17 protein-coding genes and 1 pseudogene are annotated in these 21,448 nt (G+C 60.4%); 4 read left to right on the plus strand and 14 right to left on the minus strand.

All coding sequences use genetic code 11. The annotated features are described in order from the left end of the window. Positions 1-42: 42 nt before the first annotated feature. The 3 genes from ACP7CJ_RS01510 to rimO form a co-directional block, all read right to left on the minus strand. Positions 43-753 (minus strand): rRNA pseudouridine synthase, encoded by a 711-nt coding sequence (locus ACP7CJ_RS01510; RefSeq protein ID WP_426099591.1) that lies wholly within the window; start codon positions 751-753, stop codon positions 43-45. Between the two features lie 71 nt (positions 754-824). Beyond that, a complete protein-coding gene (locus tag ACP7CJ_RS01515; RefSeq protein WP_276196796.1) occupies positions 825-1,298 on the minus strand; it encodes a GNAT family N-acetyltransferase in 474 nt (157 codons plus the stop codon). Between the two features lie 117 nt (positions 1,299-1,415). Then, complete coding sequence (rimO, locus tag ACP7CJ_RS01520) at positions 1,416-2,756, minus strand: 30S ribosomal protein S12 methylthiotransferase RimO (RefSeq protein WP_426099590.1); 1,341 nt, start codon at positions 2,754-2,756, stop codon at positions 1,416-1,418. 313 nt (positions 2,757-3,069) lie between these two features. Here rimO and ACP7CJ_RS01525 point away from each other — a divergent pair, with 313 nt between their 5' ends. From ACP7CJ_RS01525 to ACP7CJ_RS01535, 3 genes are all read left to right on the plus strand, one after another. After that, on the plus strand, positions 3,070-4,971 hold the full coding sequence (locus ACP7CJ_RS01525) for a potassium transporter Kup (protein ID WP_426099589.1): 1,902 nt from the start codon (positions 3,070-3,072) through the stop codon (positions 4,969-4,971). 225 nt (positions 4,972-5,196) lie between these two features. Then, entirely contained in the window at positions 5,197-6,303 is a 1,107-nt protein-coding gene (locus tag ACP7CJ_RS01530) for an NADH:flavin oxidoreductase/NADH oxidase (protein ID WP_276196798.1), read from the plus strand. A 272-nt stretch (positions 6,304-6,575) separates the two neighbouring features. After that, positions 6,576-6,761: a hypothetical protein gene (locus tag ACP7CJ_RS01535; RefSeq protein WP_276196799.1), complete on the plus strand. Its 186-nt coding sequence runs from the start codon at positions 6,576-6,578 to the stop codon at positions 6,759-6,761. A 12-nt stretch (positions 6,762-6,773) separates the two neighbouring features. Here ACP7CJ_RS01535 and ACP7CJ_RS01540 read toward each other — a convergent pair whose 3' ends face one another. From ACP7CJ_RS01540 to ACP7CJ_RS01580, 9 genes and pseudogenes are all read right to left on the minus strand, one after another. Continuing rightward, positions 6,774-7,934: a J domain-containing protein gene (locus ACP7CJ_RS01540; RefSeq protein WP_426099588.1), complete on the minus strand. Its 1,161-nt coding sequence runs from the start codon at positions 7,932-7,934 to the stop codon at positions 6,774-6,776. A 153-nt stretch (positions 7,935-8,087) separates the two neighbouring features. Next, a complete protein-coding gene (locus tag ACP7CJ_RS01545) occupies positions 8,088-9,713 on the minus strand; it encodes a glucan biosynthesis protein D (RefSeq protein ID WP_276196801.1) in 1,626 nt (541 codons plus the stop codon). Positions 9,714-10,072: 359 nt separating this feature from the next. Beyond that, a complete protein-coding gene (locus ACP7CJ_RS01550) occupies positions 10,073-11,497 on the minus strand; it encodes a gamma-aminobutyraldehyde dehydrogenase (RefSeq protein ID WP_426099587.1) in 1,425 nt (474 codons plus the stop codon). A gap of 171 nt (positions 11,498-11,668) precedes the next feature. Beyond that, a complete protein-coding gene (locus tag ACP7CJ_RS01555; protein ID WP_276196803.1) occupies positions 11,669-12,478 on the minus strand; it encodes an ABC transporter permease in 810 nt (269 codons plus the stop codon). Continuing rightward, entirely contained in the window at positions 12,468-13,397 is a 930-nt protein-coding gene (locus ACP7CJ_RS01560) for an ABC transporter permease (RefSeq protein ID WP_426099586.1), read from the minus strand. Before ACP7CJ_RS01560 ends, ACP7CJ_RS01555 begins: the two co-directional genes overlap by 11 nt. Position 13,398: 1 nt before the next feature. Continuing rightward, entirely contained in the window at positions 13,399-14,433 is a 1,035-nt protein-coding gene (locus ACP7CJ_RS01565) for an ABC transporter ATP-binding protein (RefSeq protein ID WP_426099585.1), read from the minus strand. Positions 14,434-14,635: 202 nt separating this feature from the next. Then, positions 14,636-15,787: pseudogene (gene ydcS / locus ACP7CJ_RS01570) on the minus strand (putative ABC transporter substrate-binding protein YdcS). A 73-nt stretch (positions 15,788-15,860) separates the two neighbouring features. Next, positions 15,861-17,318 carry a gamma-aminobutyraldehyde dehydrogenase gene (locus tag ACP7CJ_RS01575; protein WP_426099584.1) on the minus strand — a complete coding sequence of 486 codons (1,458 nt, stop codon included), beginning with the start codon at positions 17,316-17,318 and terminating at the stop codon, positions 15,861-15,863. Positions 17,319-17,450: 132 nt separating this feature from the next. Next, entirely contained in the window at positions 17,451-18,362 is a 912-nt protein-coding gene (locus ACP7CJ_RS01580; protein WP_276196807.1) for a LysR family transcriptional regulator, read from the minus strand. A gap of 168 nt (positions 18,363-18,530) precedes the next feature. On the opposite strand from ACP7CJ_RS01580, the gene ACP7CJ_RS01585 reads away from it, so the two are divergent. Beyond that, on the plus strand, positions 18,531-19,241 hold the full coding sequence (locus tag ACP7CJ_RS01585) for a tellurite resistance TerB family protein (protein ID WP_276196808.1): 711 nt from the start codon (positions 18,531-18,533) through the stop codon (positions 19,239-19,241). Between the two features lie 54 nt (positions 19,242-19,295). On the opposite strand, the gene ACP7CJ_RS01590 is transcribed toward ACP7CJ_RS01585, so the two are convergent. Then, positions 19,296-19,910, minus strand: a complete 615-nt coding sequence (locus tag ACP7CJ_RS01590) for a hypothetical protein (RefSeq protein ID WP_276196809.1) — start codon at positions 19,908-19,910, stop codon at positions 19,296-19,298. Next, positions 19,907-21,367 carry a PAAR domain-containing protein gene (locus ACP7CJ_RS01595; RefSeq protein WP_426099583.1) on the minus strand — a complete coding sequence of 487 codons (1,461 nt, stop codon included), beginning with the start codon at positions 21,365-21,367 and terminating at the stop codon, positions 19,907-19,909. Before ACP7CJ_RS01595 ends, ACP7CJ_RS01590 begins: the two co-directional genes overlap by 4 nt. Between the last annotated feature and the right edge of the window lie 81 nt (positions 21,368-21,448).

A 21,448-nucleotide genomic window follows, 5' to 3' on the forward strand; every position in this document is an offset into this window, starting at 1 on the left:
GGACACCGCCCACGTAGGCGGTGTCAAAAAAAGGGGAGTGGCTTAGAACTTCTCTTTGCCAGACAGGTAGCGCCATTGGCCCACCGGCACCTTGCCGATGGACACACCACCGATGCGGATGCGACGGATGGCGATGACTTTCAAGCCGACGGCTTCGCAGAACAAGGCAATCACCCCAGGTTGCGGGTTTTTCATCGCAAAGCGCAGGCGGTTTTCGTTCTGCCAACTGGCTTTCACCGCCGGCAGCTCTTTGCCTTTGTAGGTCAGGCCGTGGTTGAGGCGGTTCAGGCCGTGAGCAACCATGTCACCTTCGACCTCCACCACGTATTCCTGCTCGATCTTGGCGGCATCGGCGGTCAACTTGCGCAGAATCTTCCAATCCTGGGTAAACACCAACAGGCCGCTGGCCTTGGCTTGCAGGTCGGCGCTGGCGGTCAGGCGCAGGAAGTGGCCCTTGAGTGGGCGCTTGCTGAAGCGGTGTTCTTCCGACAGCGTTTCGGCGCTGATCGAAGCCATCGCCGTCTCGGCATTCATGCCGACAGGCGCGTGCAGCAGGATGGTCACCGGCTCTGGCGCGGTGGCCCTGGCCTCGGGGTCCAGTTCGACCTTCTGGGTGGTGACCTTGAACTGCGGTTCGTCAATCACTTCACCGTCCACCGAGACCCAGCCGCCTTCGATAAACAGCTCAGCCTCCCGACGGGAGCAACCGACCAGTTCGATAAGGCGTTTGGAGAGGCGTATGGGGTCAGTCATGACAAAGGCCGTAGCAAAAGGGGGCCGCTATTGTACCTGTGTGGACGCGGTTAATCCCGGCCCCATTTCATTTAGCCCCGACGCGCCTCTTGCTGCACCTGGCGCAAACGCATGTGTAGCAGCGGATAAGGTTGCCCAAGGCCATCGTGCTCCGTGCGGCCGATGACCTCGAAGCCTTGCTTGAAGTAAAAACCCAGCGCCTGCGGGTTCTGTTCGTTGACGTCCAGCTCATCGGCGTTCATGCGCTCGATTGCATAACGCAGCAATTGTCGGCCCAGGCCCTGGCCACGGTGCTGTGGGTCGATAAACAGCATCTCGACCTTGCCCGCGGCCACCCCGGCGAACCCGGTGATGCGTTGGTGTGTGTCCTTGGTGCAGATCAGCATGACCGCATCCAGGTAGCGGGTCAGCACCAGGTTTTTCAGCAACATGATGTAGCTGTCCGGCAGAAAATCATGGGTGGCACGCACCGAAGCCTCCCAAATACGCGCCAATTCCGTGAAGTCGCTGGTTTTTGGGGTGTGGATAACCGAATGCTGACGCATGCCCGCTGCCCTTTTGTAGATGATCGGTACCGATGGGCAAGACGATAGACCTAAAAAAGCCCCGCATCTTGTCCAGAGGCAGGGCTTTTCGAGTTTTTTTACCGGTGCCTGATGCTATCAGTCGCGCTTTTCAGCCCACAGGTCGTATTCGTCGGCATCGGTCACGGTGCACCAGACCTTGTCACCCGGTTTCAAACCGCTGGCATCGTCGATAAATACGTTACCGTCGATTTCCGGTGCGTCGAAGAAGCAGCGGCCCACGGCGCCTTGCTCGTCGACTTCGTCGATCAGTACTTCGATTTCCTTGCCGATGCGCAGTTGCAGGCGCGCCGAGCTGATTGCCTGCTGGTGCGCCATGAAGCGCTCCCAACGGTCCTGCTTGATGTCATCCGGCACCACGGCCAGGTCCAGCAGGTTGGCCGGAGCGCCTTCCACCGGCGAGTACTGGAAGCAGCCGACGCGGTCCAACTGGGCTTCGGTCAGCCAGTCGAGCAGGTACTGGAAGTCTTCCTCGGTTTCGCCAGGGAAGCCAACGATGAAGGTCGAACGGATGATCAGATCCGGGCAGATCTCGCGCCAGTTCTTGATACGCGCCAGGGTCTTGTCTTCGAAGGCCGGGCGTTTCATGGCTTTGAGCACTTTCGGGCTGGCGTGCTGGAACGGGATGTCCAGGTACGGCAGGATCTTGCCGGCGGCCATCAACGGGATCAGCTCGTCTACGTGCGGGTACGGGTACACGTAATGCAGGCGCACCCACACGCCCAGGCTGCTGAGGGCTTCGCACAGTTCGGTCATGCGGGTTTTCACCGGCGCGCCGTTCCAGAAGCCGGTGCGGTATTTCACGTCGACGCCGTAGGCGCTGGTGTCCTGGGAGATCACCAATAGCTCTTTCACGCCGGATTTGACCAGGCGCTGGGCTTCGTCCAGCACGTCACCCACCGGGCGGCTGACCAGCTTGCCGCGCATCGACGGGATGATGCAGAAGCTGCAGCTATGGTTGCAGCCTTCGGAAATCTTCAGGTATGCGTAGTGGCGCGGGGTCAACTTGATGCCTTGCGGCGGCACCAGGTCGATCAGCGGGTTGTGGTCCTGGCGCGGCGGCACCACTTGATGCACGGCGTTGACCACCTGCTCGTACTGCTGCGGGCCGGTCACGGCCAACACGCTCGGGTGTACCTTGCGGATATTGCCTTCTTCGACACCCATGCAGCCGGTGACGATGACCTTGCCGTTTTCCTTGATGGCCTCGCCGATCACTTCCAGGGACTCTGCCTTGGCCGAGTCGATGAAGCCGCAGGTGTTGACCACCACCACGTCCGCGTCCTGGTAAGTGGACACGACGTCATAACCTTCCATGCGCAGTTGCGTCAGGATGCGTTCGGAGTCGACCAGAGCCTTTGGGCAGCCCAGGGAAACAAAGCCGACCTTGGGGTTGGCTTTTGCGATGGTGGTGGACATGTCTAACCTCGGTATTGAATGACGCCGCCAGTCGGGCACGACAAGGCGGTAGACGGGCACTTAGCGCTCTCGTGAGAGAGGGTGCTTTTGTGCCTCTGATCAAAAAGTGCGCAATTCTAGCGATGGGCAACGCACTTGACCAGCTTTATGCAGGGAAATACGACGAGTGCTGCGCTATGCTTCGCGCCGTTGCTCACGGGTGAAATCCCTGGGTCAATTAAACGTCTGTTACGAGAAGTAAAACAGCGCATGCTAAGGTCAGCTTAGATGCATTGTTTATAAGAGACCTCAGGTCATAGGGCAGGAGTGGTTGATGGGTCAGGCAAGTAGTCAGGCAGCGGGTGCCGAGCATTCCAACGCCAAGCCGATTGGCATGCTGGTGGCAGCGGTCGGGGTGGTTTACGGCGATATCGGGACCAGCCCGCTCTACACCCTTAAAGAAGTGTTCAGCGGTGGTTATGGGGTTCAGGTCAACCATGACGGAGTCTTCGGGATCCTGGCGCTGATCTTCTGGTCGCTGATCTGGGTCGTTTCGATCAAGTATGTGTTGTTCATCCTGCGCGCCGACAACCAGGGCGAGGGCGGCATCATGGCCCTTACCGCGTTGGCGCGGCGGGCGGCGTCGCCGTATCCGAAACTGCGCTCGGTGCTGGTGATTCTCGGTTTAATCGGTGCGGCGCTGTTTTACGGCGACAGCATGATCACCCCGGCAATCTCGGTGCTCTCGGCGGTAGAAGGCCTGGAACTGGCCTTTGATGGGCTGGAACGCTGGGTCGTGCCGTTGTCGCTGGTGGTGCTGGTGGGCCTGTTTCTGATCCAGAAACATGGCACCGACCGCATCGGCAAGCTGTTCGGGCCGGTCATGGTGTTGTGGTTCCTGGTGCTGGCGGGCTTGGGGGTGAATGGCATCAGCCAGCATCCGGAAGTGCTCAACGCGTTGAACCCGGTGTGGGGTGTGCGTTTCTTCATGGTCCACCCTGGCATGGGTGTGGCGATTCTCGGCGCCGTGGTGCTGGCGCTGACCGGTGCCGAAGCGCTGTACGCCGACATGGGCCACTTCGGGCGCAAGCCTATCGCCCGTGCGTGGTTCGCCCTGGTGCTGCCAGCGCTGGTGCTCAACTATTTCGGCCAAGGTGCGCTGCTGCTCGAAAACCCCGAAGCGGCGCGTAACCCGTTCTACCTGCTCGCACCGAGCTGGGCGCTGATTCCGTTGGTGGTGTTGTCCACCCTGGCCACGGTGATTGCGTCCCAGGCGGTGATTTCCGGCGCGTTCTCCCTGACCCGTCAGGCGATCCAGCTGGGTTACATCCCGCGCATGCACATTCAGCATACGTCCAGCGCCGAACAAGGCCAGATCTATATCGGCGCGGTGAATTGGTCGCTGATGGTCGGCGTGATCCTGCTGGTGCTGGGCTTCGAGTCGTCCACCGCACTGGCTTCAGCCTACGGCGTGGCGGTGACCGGCACTATGCTGATCACCAGCATCCTGGTGTCGGCAGTGATGCTGTTGCTGTGGAAATGGCCACCAGTGCTGGCGATTCCGGTGTTGATCGGTTTCCTTTTGGTCGACGGGCTGTTCTTCGCCGCCAACGTGCCGAAAATCGTCCAGGGTGGTGCGTTCCCGGTATTGGCGGGGATCGTGCTGTTTATCCTGATGACAACGTGGAAACGCGGCAAGGAACTGCTGATGGACCGCCTCGACGAAGGCGGCCTGCCGTTGCCGATCTTTATCAGCAGTATCCGCGTGCAGCCGCCCCATCGCGTGCAGGGCACCGCAGTGTTCCTCACCGCACGGCCCGACGCGGTGCCGCATGCGCTGTTGCACAACCTGCTGCATAACCAGGTGCTGCACGAGCAAGTGGTGTTGCTGACGGTGGTCTACGAAGATATTCCCCGCGTTCCCGCCGCACGGCGCTTCGAGGTGGATGCCTACGGCGAAGGGTTCTTCCGCGTGATCCTGCACTTTGGCTTTATCGATGAGCCGGACGTGCCCCAAGCGCTGAAGCTGTGCCACCTGGATGATCTGGATTTCAGCCCGATGCGCACCACGTACTTCCTCAGCCGCGAAACGGTGATCGCCTCGCGTATCAAAGGCATGGCCCGCTGGCGCGAAGGTTTGTTTGCGTTCATGTTGAAGAACGCCAACGGCAACCTGCGTTTCTTCAAACTCCCGGTCAACCGGGTGATCGAGCTGGGCACCCAGGTCGAAATGTAAGCAGAAGTTGAACGGGAGCCGGCAATCGGCTCCCGTTTTACCTTCTGAACCCTGTGCGATCCCTTGTTGTCGACTAGGCTCTAAGCACTGTTGTGTAGGAGCGGGCTTGCCCGCGAAAAACCTTAATAGTAACGCGTCGATCCTGGATAAACGCGGCGCCCATGAGGCTTTCGCGAGCAAGCTCGCTCCTACAGAAGTACCCAAAAAGCCCAGAAGAGGTGCGCCATGAGTCAGTTGCTCGAACCCTACACCCTGCGCCAATTGACCCTGCTCAATCGCATTGCCGTGTCGCCGATGTGCCAATACTCCAGCGTCGATGGCCTGGCCAACGACTGGCACCTGGTCCACCTCGGCAGTCGCGCCGTCGGCGGGGCCGGGCTGATTTTCACCGAAGCCACCGCCGTCACCGCCGATGGCCGTATCACCGCCGAAGACCTGGGCCTGTGGAACGACGCACAGATCGCCCCGCTGCAACGCATCACGCGCTTTATCGCGGCCCAGGGCGCGGTGGCCGGGATTCAACTGGCCCACGCCGGGCGTAAGGCCAGCACCCATCGGCCGTGGATCGGCAAGCACGGCAGCGTCAAGCCGGAAGACGGCGGCTGGGTGCCGGTGGGGCCGTCGCCGATTGCCTTTGACCCGAACCACACGCAGCCCCGTCCACTGGACGACGCGGGGATCGAGCAAGTGATCGCTGACTTTGTCGCCGCTGCCAAGCGCGCGTTGACCGCCGGTTTTGAAGTGGTGGAGATCCACGCCGCTCACGGTTACCTGTTGCATCAATTCCTCTCGCCCATCAGCAATCAGCGTCAGGACCAGTACGGCGGAACCTTTGAAAACCGTATCCGCCTGGTACTGCAAGTCACCGAAGCGGTGCGCGAAGTCTGGCCGCAAGACCTGCCGCTGTTTGTGCGGGTGTCGGCCACCGACTGGGTGGAAGACGGCTGGAACCCCGATGAAACCGTGGAGCTGGCGCGCCGCCTGAAAGACTTGGGCGTCGACTTGATCGACGTGTCCTCCGGCGGCACCGCCGCCAACGCCGAGATCCCCATCGGCCCCGGCTACCAGACGCGGTTTGCCGAGCGTGTGCGCAAAGAGTCGGGTATCGCCACCGGCACCGTGGGCATGATTACCGAGCCGGCCCAGGCCGAACATATCCTGCGCACCTGCCAGGCCGACATCATCTTCCTCGCCCGAGAACTGCTGCGTGACCCTTACTGGCCGTTGCATGCCGACGATGACCTGGGCGGACGCCTGGCGACCTGGCCGGCCCAGTACCAGCGGGCGACCCATCGGGATCAGCCGATTCATGAGTCTGATCTCAGGGATTGATCCTTCATCGGCTCCAACAAAACCCACCCTGACCCGGTGGGTTTTTTTTTGCCGGGAGCTGTGGGATATGGCTGTAGGTATTTATTCCTGAGCCAATTATTTAAGTGAATACTCTAAAAAAATCCCACACGGCACGAGATTGTTTCTACGCTTAGGGTAAGTCTGATTTCTGGCCCAGGGAGTCAGTCGGTTTGTCTACCGAGGCATTGTGCTTCACGGCAGGCGGGTAATGGGCACACGGAGTTTTTGATCGATATCAGGAGAAACAGTCCATGGCCAAGTCCTATGGTGTAGCGGGTGTGGTGGCGTCTTTTCTGAACTGCGGGGTGTCCTTGCGCGCCCGAAGGTTGAGTTCCGATGAAGCTGAATTGCTGGCGCAGTATCGCGCCCTGACCGAGAACGATCAGGTGGCTATGCGCTATCTGATTGGAGCGATGAAGAGTGTGTCGCGGTTCTGAAAGCGAGGGCCGCTACTTGAAACGGTTTGAATCATCAGGGAAGTCTCGATTGTCCGAAAAGTCTGGATCGTCGTAGAAATCGAATTCGCCAAAGGCTGAAAGCAGATCGTCTTCCATTGCGGCGCGTTCTGCTTTGAGCCAGTGCTTCAGGCCTTTCGGACTCTCGATTTCAACCATTAGTTGTTCCAAGTCGCCCAGTTGATGCTGGAGGTCTTTGAGCGCGCGATTGACGTGCGTGCGGCTGTTAGCCAGCGTCACCTCGGCAAAAGGTTGGACATCGAACTGGCGGACAAAATCAAAGGCAATGGCACTGATTTCCATGACCAGTTCGTCGTACTGCTCGCTCAGCACATGGTTGTAGTGGAGCAGTCGCTCATCCGACATATTCTGCAGGGTTGTCGCATCAAGATGCTCCGCCTCCAGTTGCAACTCCAGCAGTGCCAGCAGGTTACGTTCTGCATAGGCCTGATTGGCGCGCTGCATCAGGACGGTTTTGCGCTGGCGCTCAGCATCGTCGGTTTCCCGGTCGGGATGCAGTGCGCTGGCCAGTTTGCGGTACACCTCGCGCATTGACTGACTGGCTTGTCTGGCCTGCTCTTCAAAGCGCTTTTCACGAGCGGTAGAGGTTTTTGGTGAACGCTCATCCTGCTGTTTTTTCTCCTCCATCAGGTGCTCTTGCAGGTGTTGCGCAAGGGCTTCGGGAGAACTGAAGTCGAAATCTTCGCCCAGCTTTATGCCATAGGCTTGCTCCATGGCTTCTTTGATAATCAGGTTTTCCTGGCGTTCGTCGTCATCGAAGTCACCTTGACTGTGCTTGTTATACAGCGCCTTCATCTGCTCACGATGGGTGTCATCCATCAGCGAGGTGGCCAATTCACAGATAACCGCCTGTAAGGTCTTTCGGTCAGCCTTTGCCAGCTTGATACGATCACTGGCTCTATCGAGCGCACTCAATAGAGCAGCCTGGCGCTCAGCGTACTGGACTTTTAGCGGCATGAATTCTTCATGCCAGCGTTGATGGTATAGGGGCAGGGCTGCTTCCCAGGCTTGGAGCGTTAGACGTTGCTTGTCGATTTTTTTCAACAGAGCATTGAATTTACGCTGTGCAGCAGAGAGTTTGGGCGTGGTTTTTGCCGAAATAGTCAGCTGCGAGACGTTTGAATCAGTAGACATGGGCATCACTCGGCAGTCGGGCGCGTGTGGCAAAAATCCTAGCATGCGCCGTAGCTGTGTCTATACATCGACGGATGAGGCGGGTGTCTGGCGTGTCCGATCGTTCCATACCTTGGAAACAATCGGACGGCTTTGGAGCGGTTTATCGTCGAATCAGGTGTACTTACGCTGCTCTGGCGCCGGCGGGAAGTATTGATACAACCAGGTTTCACTCAAGGTGCGGTCCTGGGTGCGGATAAACAGGCGCAGCTCCACCGGCTCCACGCTGTCGCTGGTCGGGTACCAATCGAAGAGGATGCGATAGCCCTTGATGTTGTCCAGCACCAGCACGCTGAAGTCTTTCACTTCACCGTGGGAGCAGGTCACCACCGGCTCGATGCCGGTGCCAGGTGGCAGGCGATCCAGGCCGCCGCCCTTGAAGTCCACAGCAAACCGCCGCGCCCAGACTAGCGGGTAATGCTCGCCCGGTGCCCAGCCCTCGGTGAAACCGCCCATGCCTGAACGCGTGGCATCGACTTGCGCCAACGGTGTGCTCACCGGCGGCAGGGCGCTCCAGTACAATTTGTAGCCATAGTTGAGCGAGTCACCGGCGGCCACGGGTTTTTTCGGGGTCCAGAAGGCCACGATGTTGTCCAGGGTTTCGCCGGTGGTCGGGATCTCCAGCAGGTCGATCGAGCCTTCGCCCCACGCGGTGGTCGGTTCGACCCACAGGCTTGGGCGCTTGCTGTACCAGTCGACGGTGTCCTGGTAGCTGGCAAATTCATGGTCGGTCTGCACCAGGCCGAAGCCTTTCGGGTCGGTGTCGGCGAACGCATTGAATTGCAGCTTGGCCGGGTTGTTCAGCGGACGGCAGATCCACTCGCCGTTGCCGCGCCACATCGCCAGGCGGTCCGAGTCATGGATTTGCGGGTGGAGGGTGTCGCACATGCGTCGTTCGTGGGTACCACAGCTGAACATGCTGGTCATCGCGGCAATGCCCAGTTGTTCGATGGCGGTGCGCGCATTGATGTTCGCGTCGATGGCCATCACCACCTGGTTGGCCTGGCAGTCGATATCGAAACGGTAGGCGCCGGTGGCGCTCGGCGAATCGAGCAGGGCGTAGACCACAAAGCGCGTGGCGTTTTTGTCTGGGGTTTCGAACCAGAACTGCGTGAAGTCGGGGAATTCCTCGCGCTTTTTCGCGTAGGTGTCAATCGCCAGGCCCCGTGCGGAAAGTCCGTACTGCCCGGTGGAATCCACCGCGCGGAAGTAACTGGCGCCGAGAAACGACAACACGTCATGGCGATCCAGCTCCGGCGCCTTGAACAGCTTGAAGCCGGAGAAACCCAGGTCGCCGGTCAGTTGTTGGGTGTCGACCGTGGATTTTTCATAGTTGAACAGCGAAGGGCGGAAATGCACTTCGCGCGCTTCACGGGTCTTGGGGTCGACGCTGTGCATGCGCACGGGCGTCTTGAAGCCCATGCCGACGTGGAAAAACTGCACGTCCAACTGGCCGTTCAATTCTTTCCACAGCGAATGGTTGCCGTCGTAGCCGATGGCATTGAAATTTTGCGGGGTCATTGTCGCGAGGGTGGGCGGCAGCACCTGTTTGGTGTCTTTATACGCGGTCCCGGCGAGTTGCTTGGCCTGGGCCTTCAGCGTTTCGAAATCGAACGCCACGGCCTTGCCGTCGGCGGCGCGGTTCCCGGCCCAGGCCTGCGCGGCCAATAGGCCGCTGGCCGATAAACCGGTGTAAGCCGCAATGGCCATGGACGCTTTGAGCAAATTCCTGCGGTGCATAGAGACAACCTGTCGTGAGCAAATCCCGCGCCGGCCCTGGCACGTGCTGGATCAGAAATTTCGGTTCGGACATGCCTTCGGCCAAACGCAACGGACATTAAACAGACGCCGGATAGCTTAAGCGGTTCGATGACGTAGGAAAAATGATTGATAGCGGGATGATGGCTTGGCAAATGCGACAAGACATTTCCGGGCTGTGACTGAGCACATTACCCAGGAATTATGAAGATCCAATGTGGGAGGGGCTTGCTCCCTCCCACATCGAGACTGTATTCCAGCCCACTTCCCCTACTGCCCGATACGCCGCATCCGGGTTGGCGATGCTCACATGTCTTACAGTCAAGGCATCAGGGCGAGGTTCAGTGCTTGAACATCACATGGCGAACGGTGGTGTAGTCCTCCAGCCCATACATGGACATGTCTTTGCCATACCCCGACAGTTTCTGACCGCCGTGAGGCATTTCGCTGACGAGCATGAAGTGGGTGTTCACCCACGTGCAGCCGTATTGCAAGCGTGCGGCCAAGCGGTGGGCACGTCCGACATCAGCGGTCCACACAGACGATGCCAAGCCGTAGTCCGAATCGTTGGCCCAGCCGAGTACCTGTGCTTCATCACTGAACTTCGTCACCGACACTACCGGCCCGAACACCTCGCGGCGCACGATCTCGTCGTCCTGCTGCGCATCGGCCAAAACCGTCGGTTCAAAGAAGAAACCGTTGCCTTCCACCGCTTTGCCGCCGGTCACCAGGCGGATGTGCGGCTGCGCCACCGCACGTTCGACGAAACCGGCCACGCGCTCGCGGTGTTGCGCGGTGATCAGCGGGCCGAGCTCGGTGGTCGGGTCATCCTGCAAGCCGTACTTGATGCTGGCGACTGCGGCGCCGAGCTTCTCGACGAACGTGTCGTAGATCTCCGCTTGGGCATAGATGCGGCAGGCAGCGGTGCAATCCTGGCCGGCGTTGTAGAAACCGAAGGTGCGAATGCCTTCCACCGCCGCCTCGATGTCTGCGTCGTTGAAAATGATCACCGGCGCCTTGCCGCCCAGCTCCATGTGCATGCGCTTCACGCTGTCGGCGGTGCTGGAGATGATGTTGGCGCCCGTGGCGATGGAGCCGGTCAGCGACACCATGCGCACTTTCGGGTGGTTCACCAACGGGCTGCCCACGGTAGGCCCACGGCCGAAGACCAGGTTGAGTACGCCGGCCGGGAAAATCTCCGACGCCAGTTCAACCATGCGTAGCGCGGTCAGCGGAGTTTGTTCCGACGGCTTGAGCACCACGGTATTACCGGCGGCCAGGGCCGGAGCGATTTTCCAGGCGACCATCATCAATGGGTAGTTCCACGGGGCGATGGAGGCGATCACCCCCACCGGATCGCGGCGGATCATCGAGGTGTGGCCCGGCAGGTATTCACCGCCGGCCGAGCCGCTCATGCAGCGGCTGGCGCCGGCGAAGAAGCGGAACACATCGGCAATCGCCGGGATCTCGTCATTCAGCGCAGCGCTGTAGGGTTTGCCGCAGTTGTCCGACTCCAGCTTGGCGAGCTCTTCGCCGTGGGCTTCGATCACGTCCGCCAGTTTCAACAGCAGCAGCGAGCGATCCTTGGGCGCGGTTTGCGACCAGCTTTCAAACGCCGCATCGGCGGCACGCACGGCGGCGTCGACCTGGGCTTCGCTGGCTTCCTTGATTTCCACCAGCACACGGCCCAACGCCGGGTTGAACACCGCTTGTGCCGGGCCTTCGCCTTCGACCAGTTGGCCGTTGATCAAGAGTTTGGTTTGCATGGTTCACGCCTCCAAAAAATCTATTGTTATTGCCCTGAAGCAACCGGGTCTGAATGTGGGAGGGGGCTTGCTCCCGATAGCGGTGTGCCAGTCAATACAGGTGTGTCTGATGTACTGCTATCGGGAGCAAGCGCCCTCCCACAGTTGAACCCGGTTCCTTCAATGGAAAAGTTATTTACCGCCACTGCCTGCCACGCTTTCACCGCCGCGGGTCAGGTAATAGGCACCCAGAATCGGGAACATCGTCACGATCATCACCAGCATCGCCACCACGTTGGTCACCGGCACATCCCGCGGGCGACTCAACTGGTTGAGCAGCCACAGCGGCAAGGTGCGCTCATGCCCGGCGGTGAAGGTGGTGACGATGATTTCGTCGAACGACAGTGCAAACGCGAGCATGCCGCCGGCCAGCAGCGCCGAGCCCAGGTTGGGCATGATGATGTAGCGGAAGGTCTGCCAGCCGTCGGCGCCCAGGTCCATCGAGGCTTCGATCAGGCTGTGGGAGGTGCGGCGCAAGCGGGCGATCACGTTGTTGTAGACGATCACCACGCAGAAGGTCGCGTGGCCGACGATGATGGTGAACATCCCAGGCTCGATGCCCAGCGTCTTGAAGGTCGCCAGCAGGGCGATCCCGGTGATGATCCCCGGCAGCGCGATCGGCAGGATCAGCATCAGCGACACGCCTTGCTTGCCGAAGAACTCGCGGCGATACAGCGCGGCTGAAGCGAGGGTGCCGAGGACCATGGCGATCAGGGTAGCGATCGCCGCGATCTGCAGCGACAGCTTGATCGCTTCGAGTACGTCGGGGCGCGCGAAGGCCACGCTGAACCACCTCAGAGTGAAGCCCTGGGGTGGAAAGCTGAACGCGGCTTCCTCGGTGTTAAAGGCATAGAGAAAGATGATCAGGATCGGGAAGTGCAAAAACACCAAGCCGCCCCAGGCCGCCATCTTCAAGCCCAGTGATGATTTCTCAGAGTGCATCGAAGGCCCCCAGGCGTTTGACGATGGACAGGTACACCGCGATCAGCACGATCGGCACCAGGGTGAACGCCGCGGCCATGGGCATGTTGCCGATGGCGCTTTGCTGGGCGTACACCATGCCGCCGACGAAGTAACCCGGCGGGCCCACCAGTTGCGGCACGATGAAGTCGCCCAGGGTCAGCGAAAACGTGAAGATCGAACCGGCCGCAATCCCCGGCACCGACAGCGGCAGTATCACCTGCATAAAGGTCTGGCGCGGCTTGGCGCCCAGGTCTGCCGAGGCCTGCAGTAACGACGGCGGCAAACGCTCCAGCGATGCCTGGATCGGCAGGATCATGAACGGCAGCCAGATGTAGACGAACACCATGAACCGCCCCAAGTGCGAGGTGCTCAAGGTGCTGCCGCCCACGCCGGGAATCCCCAGCACGAACTGCAACACCGGCTCCAGGCCCAGGTGTTGCACAAACCATTGCGCCACGCCGCCTTTGGCCAGTAGCAAGGTCCAGGCATACGCCTTGACGATATAGCTGGCCCACATCGGCATCATCACCGCGATATAGAAAAACGCCTTTGTTTTGCCCGTGGTGTAGCGCGCCATGTAGTAGGCGATCGGGAAGGCGACGACGGCGCTGGCGATCGACACCACAATCGCCATGCTCAGGGTGCGCAGGATGATGTCGAAGTTCGACGGCTGGAACAGCGCGGCGAAGTTGGCCAGGGTCAGGTCCGGCGTGACGGCCATGGTGAAGTCGTCGAACGTGTAGAAGCCTTGCCACAGCAGGGTCAGCAACGAGCCCAGGTAGATCGCGCCGAACCAGATCAGCGGCGGTATCAGCAGCATCGCCAGGTAGAGGTTGGGCTTGCGGTACAGCAGGTTGGAAAACCTGCGCATCGGCGGTTGGGTCAGGGCCAGGCTCATGTCACACCTCGCCTGCGTGGTCGGCCAGGGTGGTCATGGCTGCCCGCGCCCAGCGCACGCTGATGGGCTGGCCGACCTGATAGCCGTTGCTGGTGTCCAGCCACTGGTTATTCGCCTGGCTGATGTTCAACGCCTGGCCGTTCGCCAGTTTCAGTTCATAGCGGGTGGCGCTGCCCTGGTACTGGATGTCATGCAGCAGGCCGCTGATTTCCACTTCGCTGGCCGCCAGCGGGCCTTCGGCGAAGCGCACGTGCTCGGGGCGGATCGAGAACGGCTGCGGGCTGCCGCTGAGGCGCTGGGCCAGCTCGCCGCGAATTACGTTGGAGGTGCCGACGAATTCGGCGACGAACGCGGTAGCCGGCTTCATATAGAGGTTGCGCGGGGTGTCGACCTGTTCGATGCGGCCCTTGTTGAACACGGCCACGCGGTCAGACATCGACAGCGCTTCGGTCTGGTCGTGAGTCACGAAGATAAACGTGATGCCGAGCTGGCGTTGCAGCTTTTTCAGCTCGCTTTGCATCTGTTCGCGCAGCTTGAGGTCGAGGGCGCCCAACGGTTCATCGAGCAGCAGGACGCGCGGGCGATTGACCAGCGCGCGGGCCAGGGCCACCCGTTGGCGCTGGCCGCCAGAAAGCTGCACCGGCTTGCGCTCGCCGTAGCCGCCGAGGGCGACCATGGCCAGGGCTTCTTCAGCGCGGTTGAGGCGCTCGGTCTTGCCCACTCCTTTGACTTTCAGGCCGTAGGCCACGTTGTCGCGCACATTCATGTGGGGGAACAGCGCGTAATCCTGGAACACAGTGTTGACGTCACGCTGATACGGCGGCAAGCCGGCGGCTTCCTCGCCATGAATCCGGATCGAGCCGGCGCTCGGCTGCTCGAACCCGGCGATCAGGCGCAGGCAGGTGGTCTTGCCCGAGCCGGAAGGGCCGAGCATGGAAAAGAACTCGCCGTCCTGGATATCGATGGAAACTCGGTCAACGGCTTTCACTTCGCCGAACTGACGGGAAACGTGGGTGAATTGGACTGCAAGCGTCATGGTGCGGTGCTCCCAAAAGGCGCGGGTCGTCGCAGCGGCCCGGCCTGGACTTCTGAAAAAACAGAACATCTGTGAATGCGGTCAACCCTGTGGGAGGGGGCTTGCTCCCGATAGCCGTACATCAGACACACATCTGTCGACTGACACACCGCTATCGGGGGCAAGCCCCCTCCCACAGGGGCCGGCGTCGACTGTAAGGGCCTTAGCGCCCGCCCATGATCGCGATGTAATCCTGGGTCCAGCGGCTGTACGGCACGAACTTGCCGCCTTCAGCCTGCGGGGTTTTCCAGAAGGCGATCTTGTCGAACTGGTCGAAACCGTTGGTCTTGCAGCCCTCGGCGCCGAGCAATTCGCTGCCGGTGCAGGCCGCCGGCACCGCCGGCAGGGAGCCAAACCAGGCGGCGACATCGCCCTGGACCTTCGGCTGCAGCGACCAGTCCATCCACTTGTAGGCGCAGTTCGGGTGCTTGGCCTCGCTGTGCAGCATGGTGGTGTCGGCCCAGCCGGTGGCGCCTTCCTTGGGAATGGTCGAGGCAATCGGCTGTTTCTCGTTGATCAGGCCGTTGACCTGATACGGCCAGGCGCTGGAGGCGACCACGCCTTCGTTCTTGAAGTCACTCATCTGCACGGTGGTGTCGTGCCAGTAGCGGTGGATCAACGGTTGCTGCGCGCGCAGCAGTTCGAGCACGGCTTTGTACTGGGTTTCGGTCAGTTCATAGGGGCTCTGGATGCCCAGTTCCGGCTTGGTCGACTTGAGGTACAGCGCCGCATCGGCGATGTAGATCGGGCCGTCATAGGCTTGCACGCGGCCTTTGTTCGGCTTGCCGTCCGGCAGGTTCTGCGCCTCGAACAGCACGTTCCAACTGGTGGGCGCGGTCTTGAACACGTTGGTGTTGTACATCAGCACGTTTGGCCCCCACTGGTACGGGGTGCCGTAGGTTTGTTGGCCGACCACGTATCACGGCGCATCTTTCAGGCGCGGGTCGATGTTCTTCCAGTTGGGGATCAACGCGGTGTTGATCGGCTGCACCCGCTTGCCGCCGATCAAACGCAGCGAGGCATCGCCTGACGCGGTGACTAGGTCGTAACCGCCCTTGGCCATCAAACTGACCATTTCGTCAGAGGTGGCGGCTGTTTTCACATTGACCTTGCAGCCGGTTTCCTTCTCGAAACCTGTGACCCAGTCGTAGGCTTTGTCGCTTTCGCCACGTTCGATATAGCCGGGCCAGGCGACGATATCCAACTGGCCTTCGCCGGCACCTACCGCCTTGAGCGGTTCGGCGGCCTGCAGGCTGGCGCTGGCCAGCAGCGCGGTGGTCAGGGCACTGAGCAGTGCGGTCTTATGCGCGGACATGGGGAATCCCTCTTCTTTAATTATGGTCGGGGCAGTTTTTTGCAGCCGGTGACGCATGAGCTTAGTTGTTGTTTTAAAGGTGCTGGCCGTGGCGGGCCATGATGTGCCGCACCACGCTGTAGTCCTGTAGCGAATCGCTGGACAGATCTTTGCCATACCCGGAGCGCTTCAAGCCGCCGTGGGGCATTTCGCTGACCAGCATGAAATGGCTGTTGATCCAGGTGCAGCCGTATTGCAGGCGCGCCGCCACCTGCATCGCCTTGTCCAGGTTCTCGGTCCACACCGACGAGGCCAGGCCGTATTCGGAGTCGTTGGCCCAGTCCACCGCCTGTTCCAGTTCGTCGAAGCGGGTCACGGTGACCACCGGGCCGAACACTTCGCGCTGGACGATTTCATCCCTTTGTTTGCAGCCAGCGAGCAAGGTCGGCTGATAAAAGAAACCCGCGCCGGAATGCACGGCGGCGCCGGTGACTCGCTCGATATGCGGCTGGCCGAGGGCGCGTTCGACAAAACTGGCGACGCGGTCGCGCTGGCGCGTGCTGATCAACGGGCCAAGCTCATTGTCGGCGTCGCGCTTGCCGGCAAAGCGCAGGCTGCTGACCGCCGCACCCAGGTCGGCGACCAATTTGTCGTGAATCCCCGCCTGGGCGTAGATGCGGCACGCGGCAGTGCAGTCCTGGCCGGCGTTGTAGTAACCGTAGGTGCGCACGCCTTCGACCACGGCTTGCAGGTCGGCGTCGTTACACACGATCACCGGCGCCTTGCCGCCCAGTTCCAGGTGCGTGCGTTTAAGGGTTTTCGACGCGGCTTGCAGGATTTTTTGCCCGGTGACGATATCGCCGGTCAACGACACCATGCGCACCTTCGGGTGGCTGACCAGATGGCTGCCGACGCCTTCGCCGCCGCCACACAGAATGTTGATCACCCCACGTGGCAACAATTGGCTGAGGGCCGGGGCCAGGGCGAGGATCGACAGTGGCGTGTGTTCCGACGGCTTGAACACCAGGGTATTGCCGGCGGCCAGGGCCGGGGCGATCTTCCACGCGGCCATCATCAGCGGGTAATTCCACGGTGCAATCGAAGCCACCACGCCAATCGGATCACGCCGCACCATGCTGGTGTAGCCCGGCAGGTATTCGCCGCTGAGCTGGCCCGTCTGGCAGCGCACGGCGCCGGCAAAGAAGCGGAACACATCGACGGTGGCGCTCAAGTCATCCTGGCGCGCCAGGTGCAACGGCTTGCCGCAGTTTAGGGATTCGAGGCGGGCCAGGTAGTCGGCTTGGTGCTCGATGGCGTCGGCGATGCCCAGCAGAATGTTTGAACGTTGCTGCGGCGTGGTGCGTGACCAGCCGGCAAATGCGCGGTGGGCCGCGAGGATGGCGGTTTCAACCTGTTCGGTGCTGGCTTCGGCGATCTGGGTCAGCACTTCACCCGTGGCTGGGTTGAGAATCGGTTCGACAACGCCCTGGCCCTGGACCAGTTCGCCGTCGATCAGCAACGCAGTGAGCAGCGGGGTGGGCGCAGCGGACATTTTTCGCGATCTCTTTTCTTGTGTGGTCATGGGCGTTCTCTTACAGGGCGCCCGACCGTCTCTCATGGATGTACCGAGACTAGAGGTCAGACGCGAGGCCAACAAATACTAAATACTGAATGCAGCATTCGATTAAATAGATGGCTTGCGTGGATGGGGCTGTTCCCGTGCCACGGTCAGGAACGGGTCGACCAGCGCCGGCCGTGCGGTGCCACGGCGCCAGGCGAGGCCGACGTCGAGGGTCTGGCTGAGGTCGGCGAGGGGGCGCGCTTCAATAATGTCGCCTTCCAGGGACCAGGGGCGGTAGGTCATGTCCGGCTGGATCGACACGCCCAGGCCCGCGGCCACCAGGCTGCGCACGGCTTCGGTGGAGGCGGTGCGCAAGGTGACGCGTGGTTGCAGGCCGGCTGCGGCCCACATGCGTTGGGCGTTGTCGCCCATTTCGTCGACGTTCAGTTGAATCAACGGCTCACGCGCCACATCGGCCAGGTTGATGCTGTCGTGCTCCAGCAGTGGATGTTGTGCCGGCAGCCACAGGCGGTGGGGCGAGTGGGTGAGTACTTCGGTCTGCAGCGCGTGTCGGTCTTCGAGGTTGGAGAGGATCAACACGCCCACATCGATCTCGCCGCTGACCAGCAAATGCTCGATGTACGGGCGCTCATCTTCCATCACGCGGATTTCCACATTGGGGTAGGCGCGCTGGAAACGGGTGAGCAGGTCGGCCAGGTAATAACCGGCCACCAGGCTGGTTACGCCGATGATCAACTGCCCGGCCACCTGATCGGTGCTCTGCTGCAGGCTGCGCTTGGCGTTGTCGACGGTGGCCAGGATCAAGTGCGCCTGGCGCAAAAACTGATGGCCCTGGTGGGTCAGGGTCATGCCCTTGGCGTGGCGGTTGAACAGGTTGACGCCGATTTCCTGCTCCAGTTGCTGGATCGCCAGGGTCAGGGTCGACTGCGAAATAAACGCGGTTTGCGCCGCCGCGGAGATCGAGCCGGTCTCGGCCACGGCGATGAAGTGCCGGATTTGACGCAAGGTCATCATGCTGGAATTACCAGTGGGGTGTTTTTATCGACTGACTCGAGTGTATATCGATTTAACCGAAGGATAGCCGCGTTACATCTGGAAGCACTCTAGATCGGGGTTTTTTGGCGCTTAGTTTTACGCTGGGAGCCTATTGGTCCTACGAACCCTGGTGTCTGGAGGCTACGCATGAATACCCGTGGATTACTCGATCAACTGCTCAAGTCTGGTCAGGACATGTTGCAGAACAAGGCCGGTGGCCAGCGCAAATCCGACGACCAAGGTGCCCTCGGCGGGTTGCTCGGCAGTGGCGGGCTCGGCAGCTTGCTCGGCGGCGCCGGTGGTGGAGCCCTGGCGGCCGGGGCCATGGGCCTGCTGCTGGGCAATAAAAAAGCGCGCAAGTTTGGCGGCAAGGCCCTGACCTATGGCGGGTTGGCGGCATTGGGCGTGATCGCCTACAAAGCCTACGGTAACTGGCAGGCGCAACAGGCCGGCGCGCCCCAAGGCGAGCCGCAAACCATCGACCGCCTGCCGCCGGCCCAGGTCGAGCAACACAGCCAAGGCATCCTCAAGGCATTGGTGGCGGCGGCCAAGGCCGACGGGCATGTGGATGAGCGCGAGCGCGCGCTGATCGAAGGTGAATTCACCAAGCTGGATAACGACCGCCAATTGCAAAGCTGGCTGCATGGCGAGCTGAACAAACCCCTCGACCCGGCCGACGTGGCGCGGGCGGCAAGCACCCCGGAAATGGCCGCCGAGATGTACATCGCCAGTGTGATGCTGGTGGATGAGGAGAACTTTATGGAGAAGGCGTATCTGGATGAGCTGGCGCGGCAGCTTAAGTTGGAGCCCGGTTTGAAGGTTGAGCTGGAGAAACAGGTACGCCAGGCGACGCTTTAGGGATCGTTCCCACGGATGGGCGCGATCAGGTAGTGATGGGTCTATCGGGTGCGGTTAAGGAGGACCCCATGGCGTGGCCAGTTGCAGCGTCATGAGGTAACGCTCCTCTGTGGGGCGTCTATCGTCCTTGAATCGTCCAACCACCAGCATCACTTGATACTGGTCACTTGCTCGCCAATAGGCTGTGCCGCCTCGGTTCACATTGCGTAGCCGGGCACGCCATTCCGGGGTGTCGGCGAATGGGGGGTTGGACGCGACACGGATGGGCGCCCAACCCGCCTTGCGCCATTGCTCCTGCAAATCCAGTACGACTTTGAGGGTGTCGTCGAGCAATAGTGGCTCGATTTGAGGTGACATACGAATACTGCCAACTCGCTCATCATCGAAGCCTATCGTGAAGAAGCGGGCCAAAGGGGTTACGAATCCGTATTTTGGATCTGTGTAGCGAAGTCGAGCATCGGATTTCGGCATTCTGAACCAGTGGTGTCCGGGAATCGCCGGCCCAATGCTTGCGCTGGAGCGCTGACGCATGTCTTCCCAGGGCTCGCCAAGCATCAGTGCTATTTCCGGATCTTCCGCGCTCAGGCGTATCGCTACCCATATGAGTGATGCTGCAACGACCAGTCCCGTTCCGCCACGTCGCCAACCTAGCTTCGCGATTCGATTCATCGGCCCCCCCGGCTTTCAGCGATGTCTTCTAGCTCGAGTTCGATTCGATACCGCTCAGTGCTATTTAGTAGTGTGTGAAACCGCGCTGCAGCCTTGAGCACGAATGCCATACGCTGGTCGATATCGGCTAGATTGGCGAAGGGGTTGTTGCTGAAATCAATGGTCCGACCGTCATCAGCGGTGCTGCATTGGTTTGCCAGTGTCAGTTCAATGGCTTGAGCGATCCCGGACGGTATACCCGTGACGTATGAAAGATGGTTGCTACGTAGCAGAGCCACTAGTTTTCGATCACCGTACATGGTCGGTTGAAGAATGTTTCGTTGTTCGTGGTCAGCCAGATGCTCAACACTTTTAGCAATGTCTCCATCGTCAATAGCCTTGAATGCATGCAATATTTCCGGGTAATCCCCCCCAAACCTCAACTTATCCTGCCCCACCGGCCACAACACCCGCTGTAGCCCATCCTCAAAAATGTTCTGGCGCGCGGACAGGCAGGTCTCAAGCAACCCCAACCCCTGCTCCTTATAAAACGCATGCAACGGAAACACATCCAAAAACAGCGTGGTATTTCCCATCGCCATCATCTCGTACACATGTTGATAAAGCTGCTGCACGCTCGATAACAGTTCACCCTCGCGCCGCCAATCAACATCAGGCATTGGGTTATTGCGGCTGGCTTGTTCATGGTCCCGCAGGCGCCGCTCATACTCCCGCAGCTTTGCCTGCCGTTCACGTTCCTCGGCGCTGAACAACCCCCAAACCCCTTTCCGGGCACTTCTTCGCAATTGCTCCGCAGCTTCATATTCCGCCTGAATCCTCTCGATGGATTGCGCCGCGTGCAGCAGGCCACAGCCCACTTGCTTGGACGCAAACGCCGCAAGACCGGCCCACTGGAAACGCTGATCCAGGCGCCATAGCTGGGCGTAGGCAGCATTGATGGCACGGTTACGCGCTTTGGGATCGGTAATCATCGCGCCACCCGGTGCCACGATGGCTTCGGCTCGGTTCTGATACTCACGCCAGATGTTCTCGCAGGTTGGTCCCCGTGCTTCGTTGAGACTTGGCGTGAACTGACGGGGCGTAGGTGTGAAGTGGGTAGAGGAGGGCGTACTGGATTCAGTGTATTGGGTGGTGGCTTGCGTGGCGGCTCTGGCTTGGGGTTGAGGCGTGTCTTCGATAATCTGCGAGCTGAGCGTCTGATTGGCAATCAGTCGCGGACGGGGGGTGCACTTGCAGTAACAGAGGTCGCCTTCCAGCGCGAAGTTAACTCCATTTGTTGTGTCTACCAGGCGGGGGCCGTCGCAGACGATCACCCCAATGGTCTCGCAGGTCGGGCAATAAACCTCATCGCCTTCGCGTGCCTGGTCCATTCCGTTAATGCTGCAATTCGTACAGCCGGTGCGCACTGTGCCGTTGGCGGTGGTTTTAGCACCTACGGTGATGTGGTAACGCTCCATCCTAGATGTATCCTTTTGTAATCTTTAGGAAGGAGCACGCTAGATGAGGTGAGAAAAGGCGAGAAGTCAGATGCTTCTTGG

Origin of the sequence: Pseudomonas sp. PSPC3-2 (genome assembly GCF_049897085.1) — a bacterium.
Lineage (GTDB): Bacteria > Pseudomonadota > Gammaproteobacteria > Pseudomonadales > Pseudomonadaceae > Aquipseudomonas > Aquipseudomonas paraveronii.

Excerpts from the sequence above, each read along its gene's own strand:
- ACP7CJ_RS01510 (WP_426099591.1), bottom strand. The coding sequence starts at position 753 with ATGACTGACCCCATACGCCTCTCCAAACGCCTTATCGAACTGGTCGGT.
- ACP7CJ_RS01515 (WP_276196796.1), bottom strand. The coding sequence starts at position 1,298 with ATGCGTCAGCATTCGGTTATCCACACCCCAAAAACCAGCGACTTCACG.
- rimO (WP_426099590.1), bottom strand. The coding sequence starts at position 2,756 with ATGTCCACCACCATCGCAAAAGCCAACCCCAAGGTCGGCTTTGTTTCC.
- ACP7CJ_RS01525 (WP_426099589.1), top strand. The coding sequence starts at position 3,070 with ATGGGTCAGGCAAGTAGTCAGGCAGCGGGTGCCGAGCATTCCAACGCC.
- ACP7CJ_RS01530 (WP_276196798.1), top strand. The coding sequence starts at position 5,197 with ATGAGTCAGTTGCTCGAACCCTACACCCTGCGCCAATTGACCCTGCTC.
- ACP7CJ_RS01535 (WP_276196799.1), top strand. The coding sequence starts at position 6,576 with ATGGCCAAGTCCTATGGTGTAGCGGGTGTGGTGGCGTCTTTTCTGAAC.
- ACP7CJ_RS01540 (WP_426099588.1), bottom strand. The coding sequence starts at position 7,934 with ATGTCTACTGATTCAAACGTCTCGCAGCTGACTATTTCGGCAAAAACC.
- ACP7CJ_RS01545 (WP_276196801.1), bottom strand. The coding sequence starts at position 9,713 with ATGCACCGCAGGAATTTGCTCAAAGCGTCCATGGCCATTGCGGCTTAC.
- ACP7CJ_RS01550 (WP_426099587.1), bottom strand. The coding sequence starts at position 11,497 with ATGCAAACCAAACTCTTGATCAACGGCCAACTGGTCGAAGGCGAAGGC.
- ACP7CJ_RS01555 (WP_276196803.1), bottom strand. The coding sequence starts at position 12,478 with ATGCACTCTGAGAAATCATCACTGGGCTTGAAGATGGCGGCCTGGGGC.
- ACP7CJ_RS01560 (WP_426099586.1), bottom strand. The coding sequence starts at position 13,397 with ATGAGCCTGGCCCTGACCCAACCGCCGATGCGCAGGTTTTCCAACCTG.
- ACP7CJ_RS01565 (WP_426099585.1), bottom strand. The coding sequence starts at position 14,433 with ATGACGCTTGCAGTCCAATTCACCCACGTTTCCCGTCAGTTCGGCGAA.
- ACP7CJ_RS01575 (WP_426099584.1), bottom strand. The coding sequence starts at position 17,318 with ATGTCCGCTGCGCCCACCCCGCTGCTCACTGCGTTGCTGATCGACGGC.
- ACP7CJ_RS01580 (WP_276196807.1), bottom strand. The coding sequence starts at position 18,362 with ATGATGACCTTGCGTCAAATCCGGCACTTCATCGCCGTGGCCGAGACC.
- ACP7CJ_RS01585 (WP_276196808.1), top strand. The coding sequence starts at position 18,531 with ATGAATACCCGTGGATTACTCGATCAACTGCTCAAGTCTGGTCAGGAC.
- ACP7CJ_RS01590 (WP_276196809.1), bottom strand. The coding sequence starts at position 19,910 with ATGAATCGAATCGCGAAGCTAGGTTGGCGACGTGGCGGAACGGGACTG.
- ACP7CJ_RS01595 (WP_426099583.1), bottom strand. The coding sequence starts at position 21,367 with ATGGAGCGTTACCACATCACCGTAGGTGCTAAAACCACCGCCAACGGC.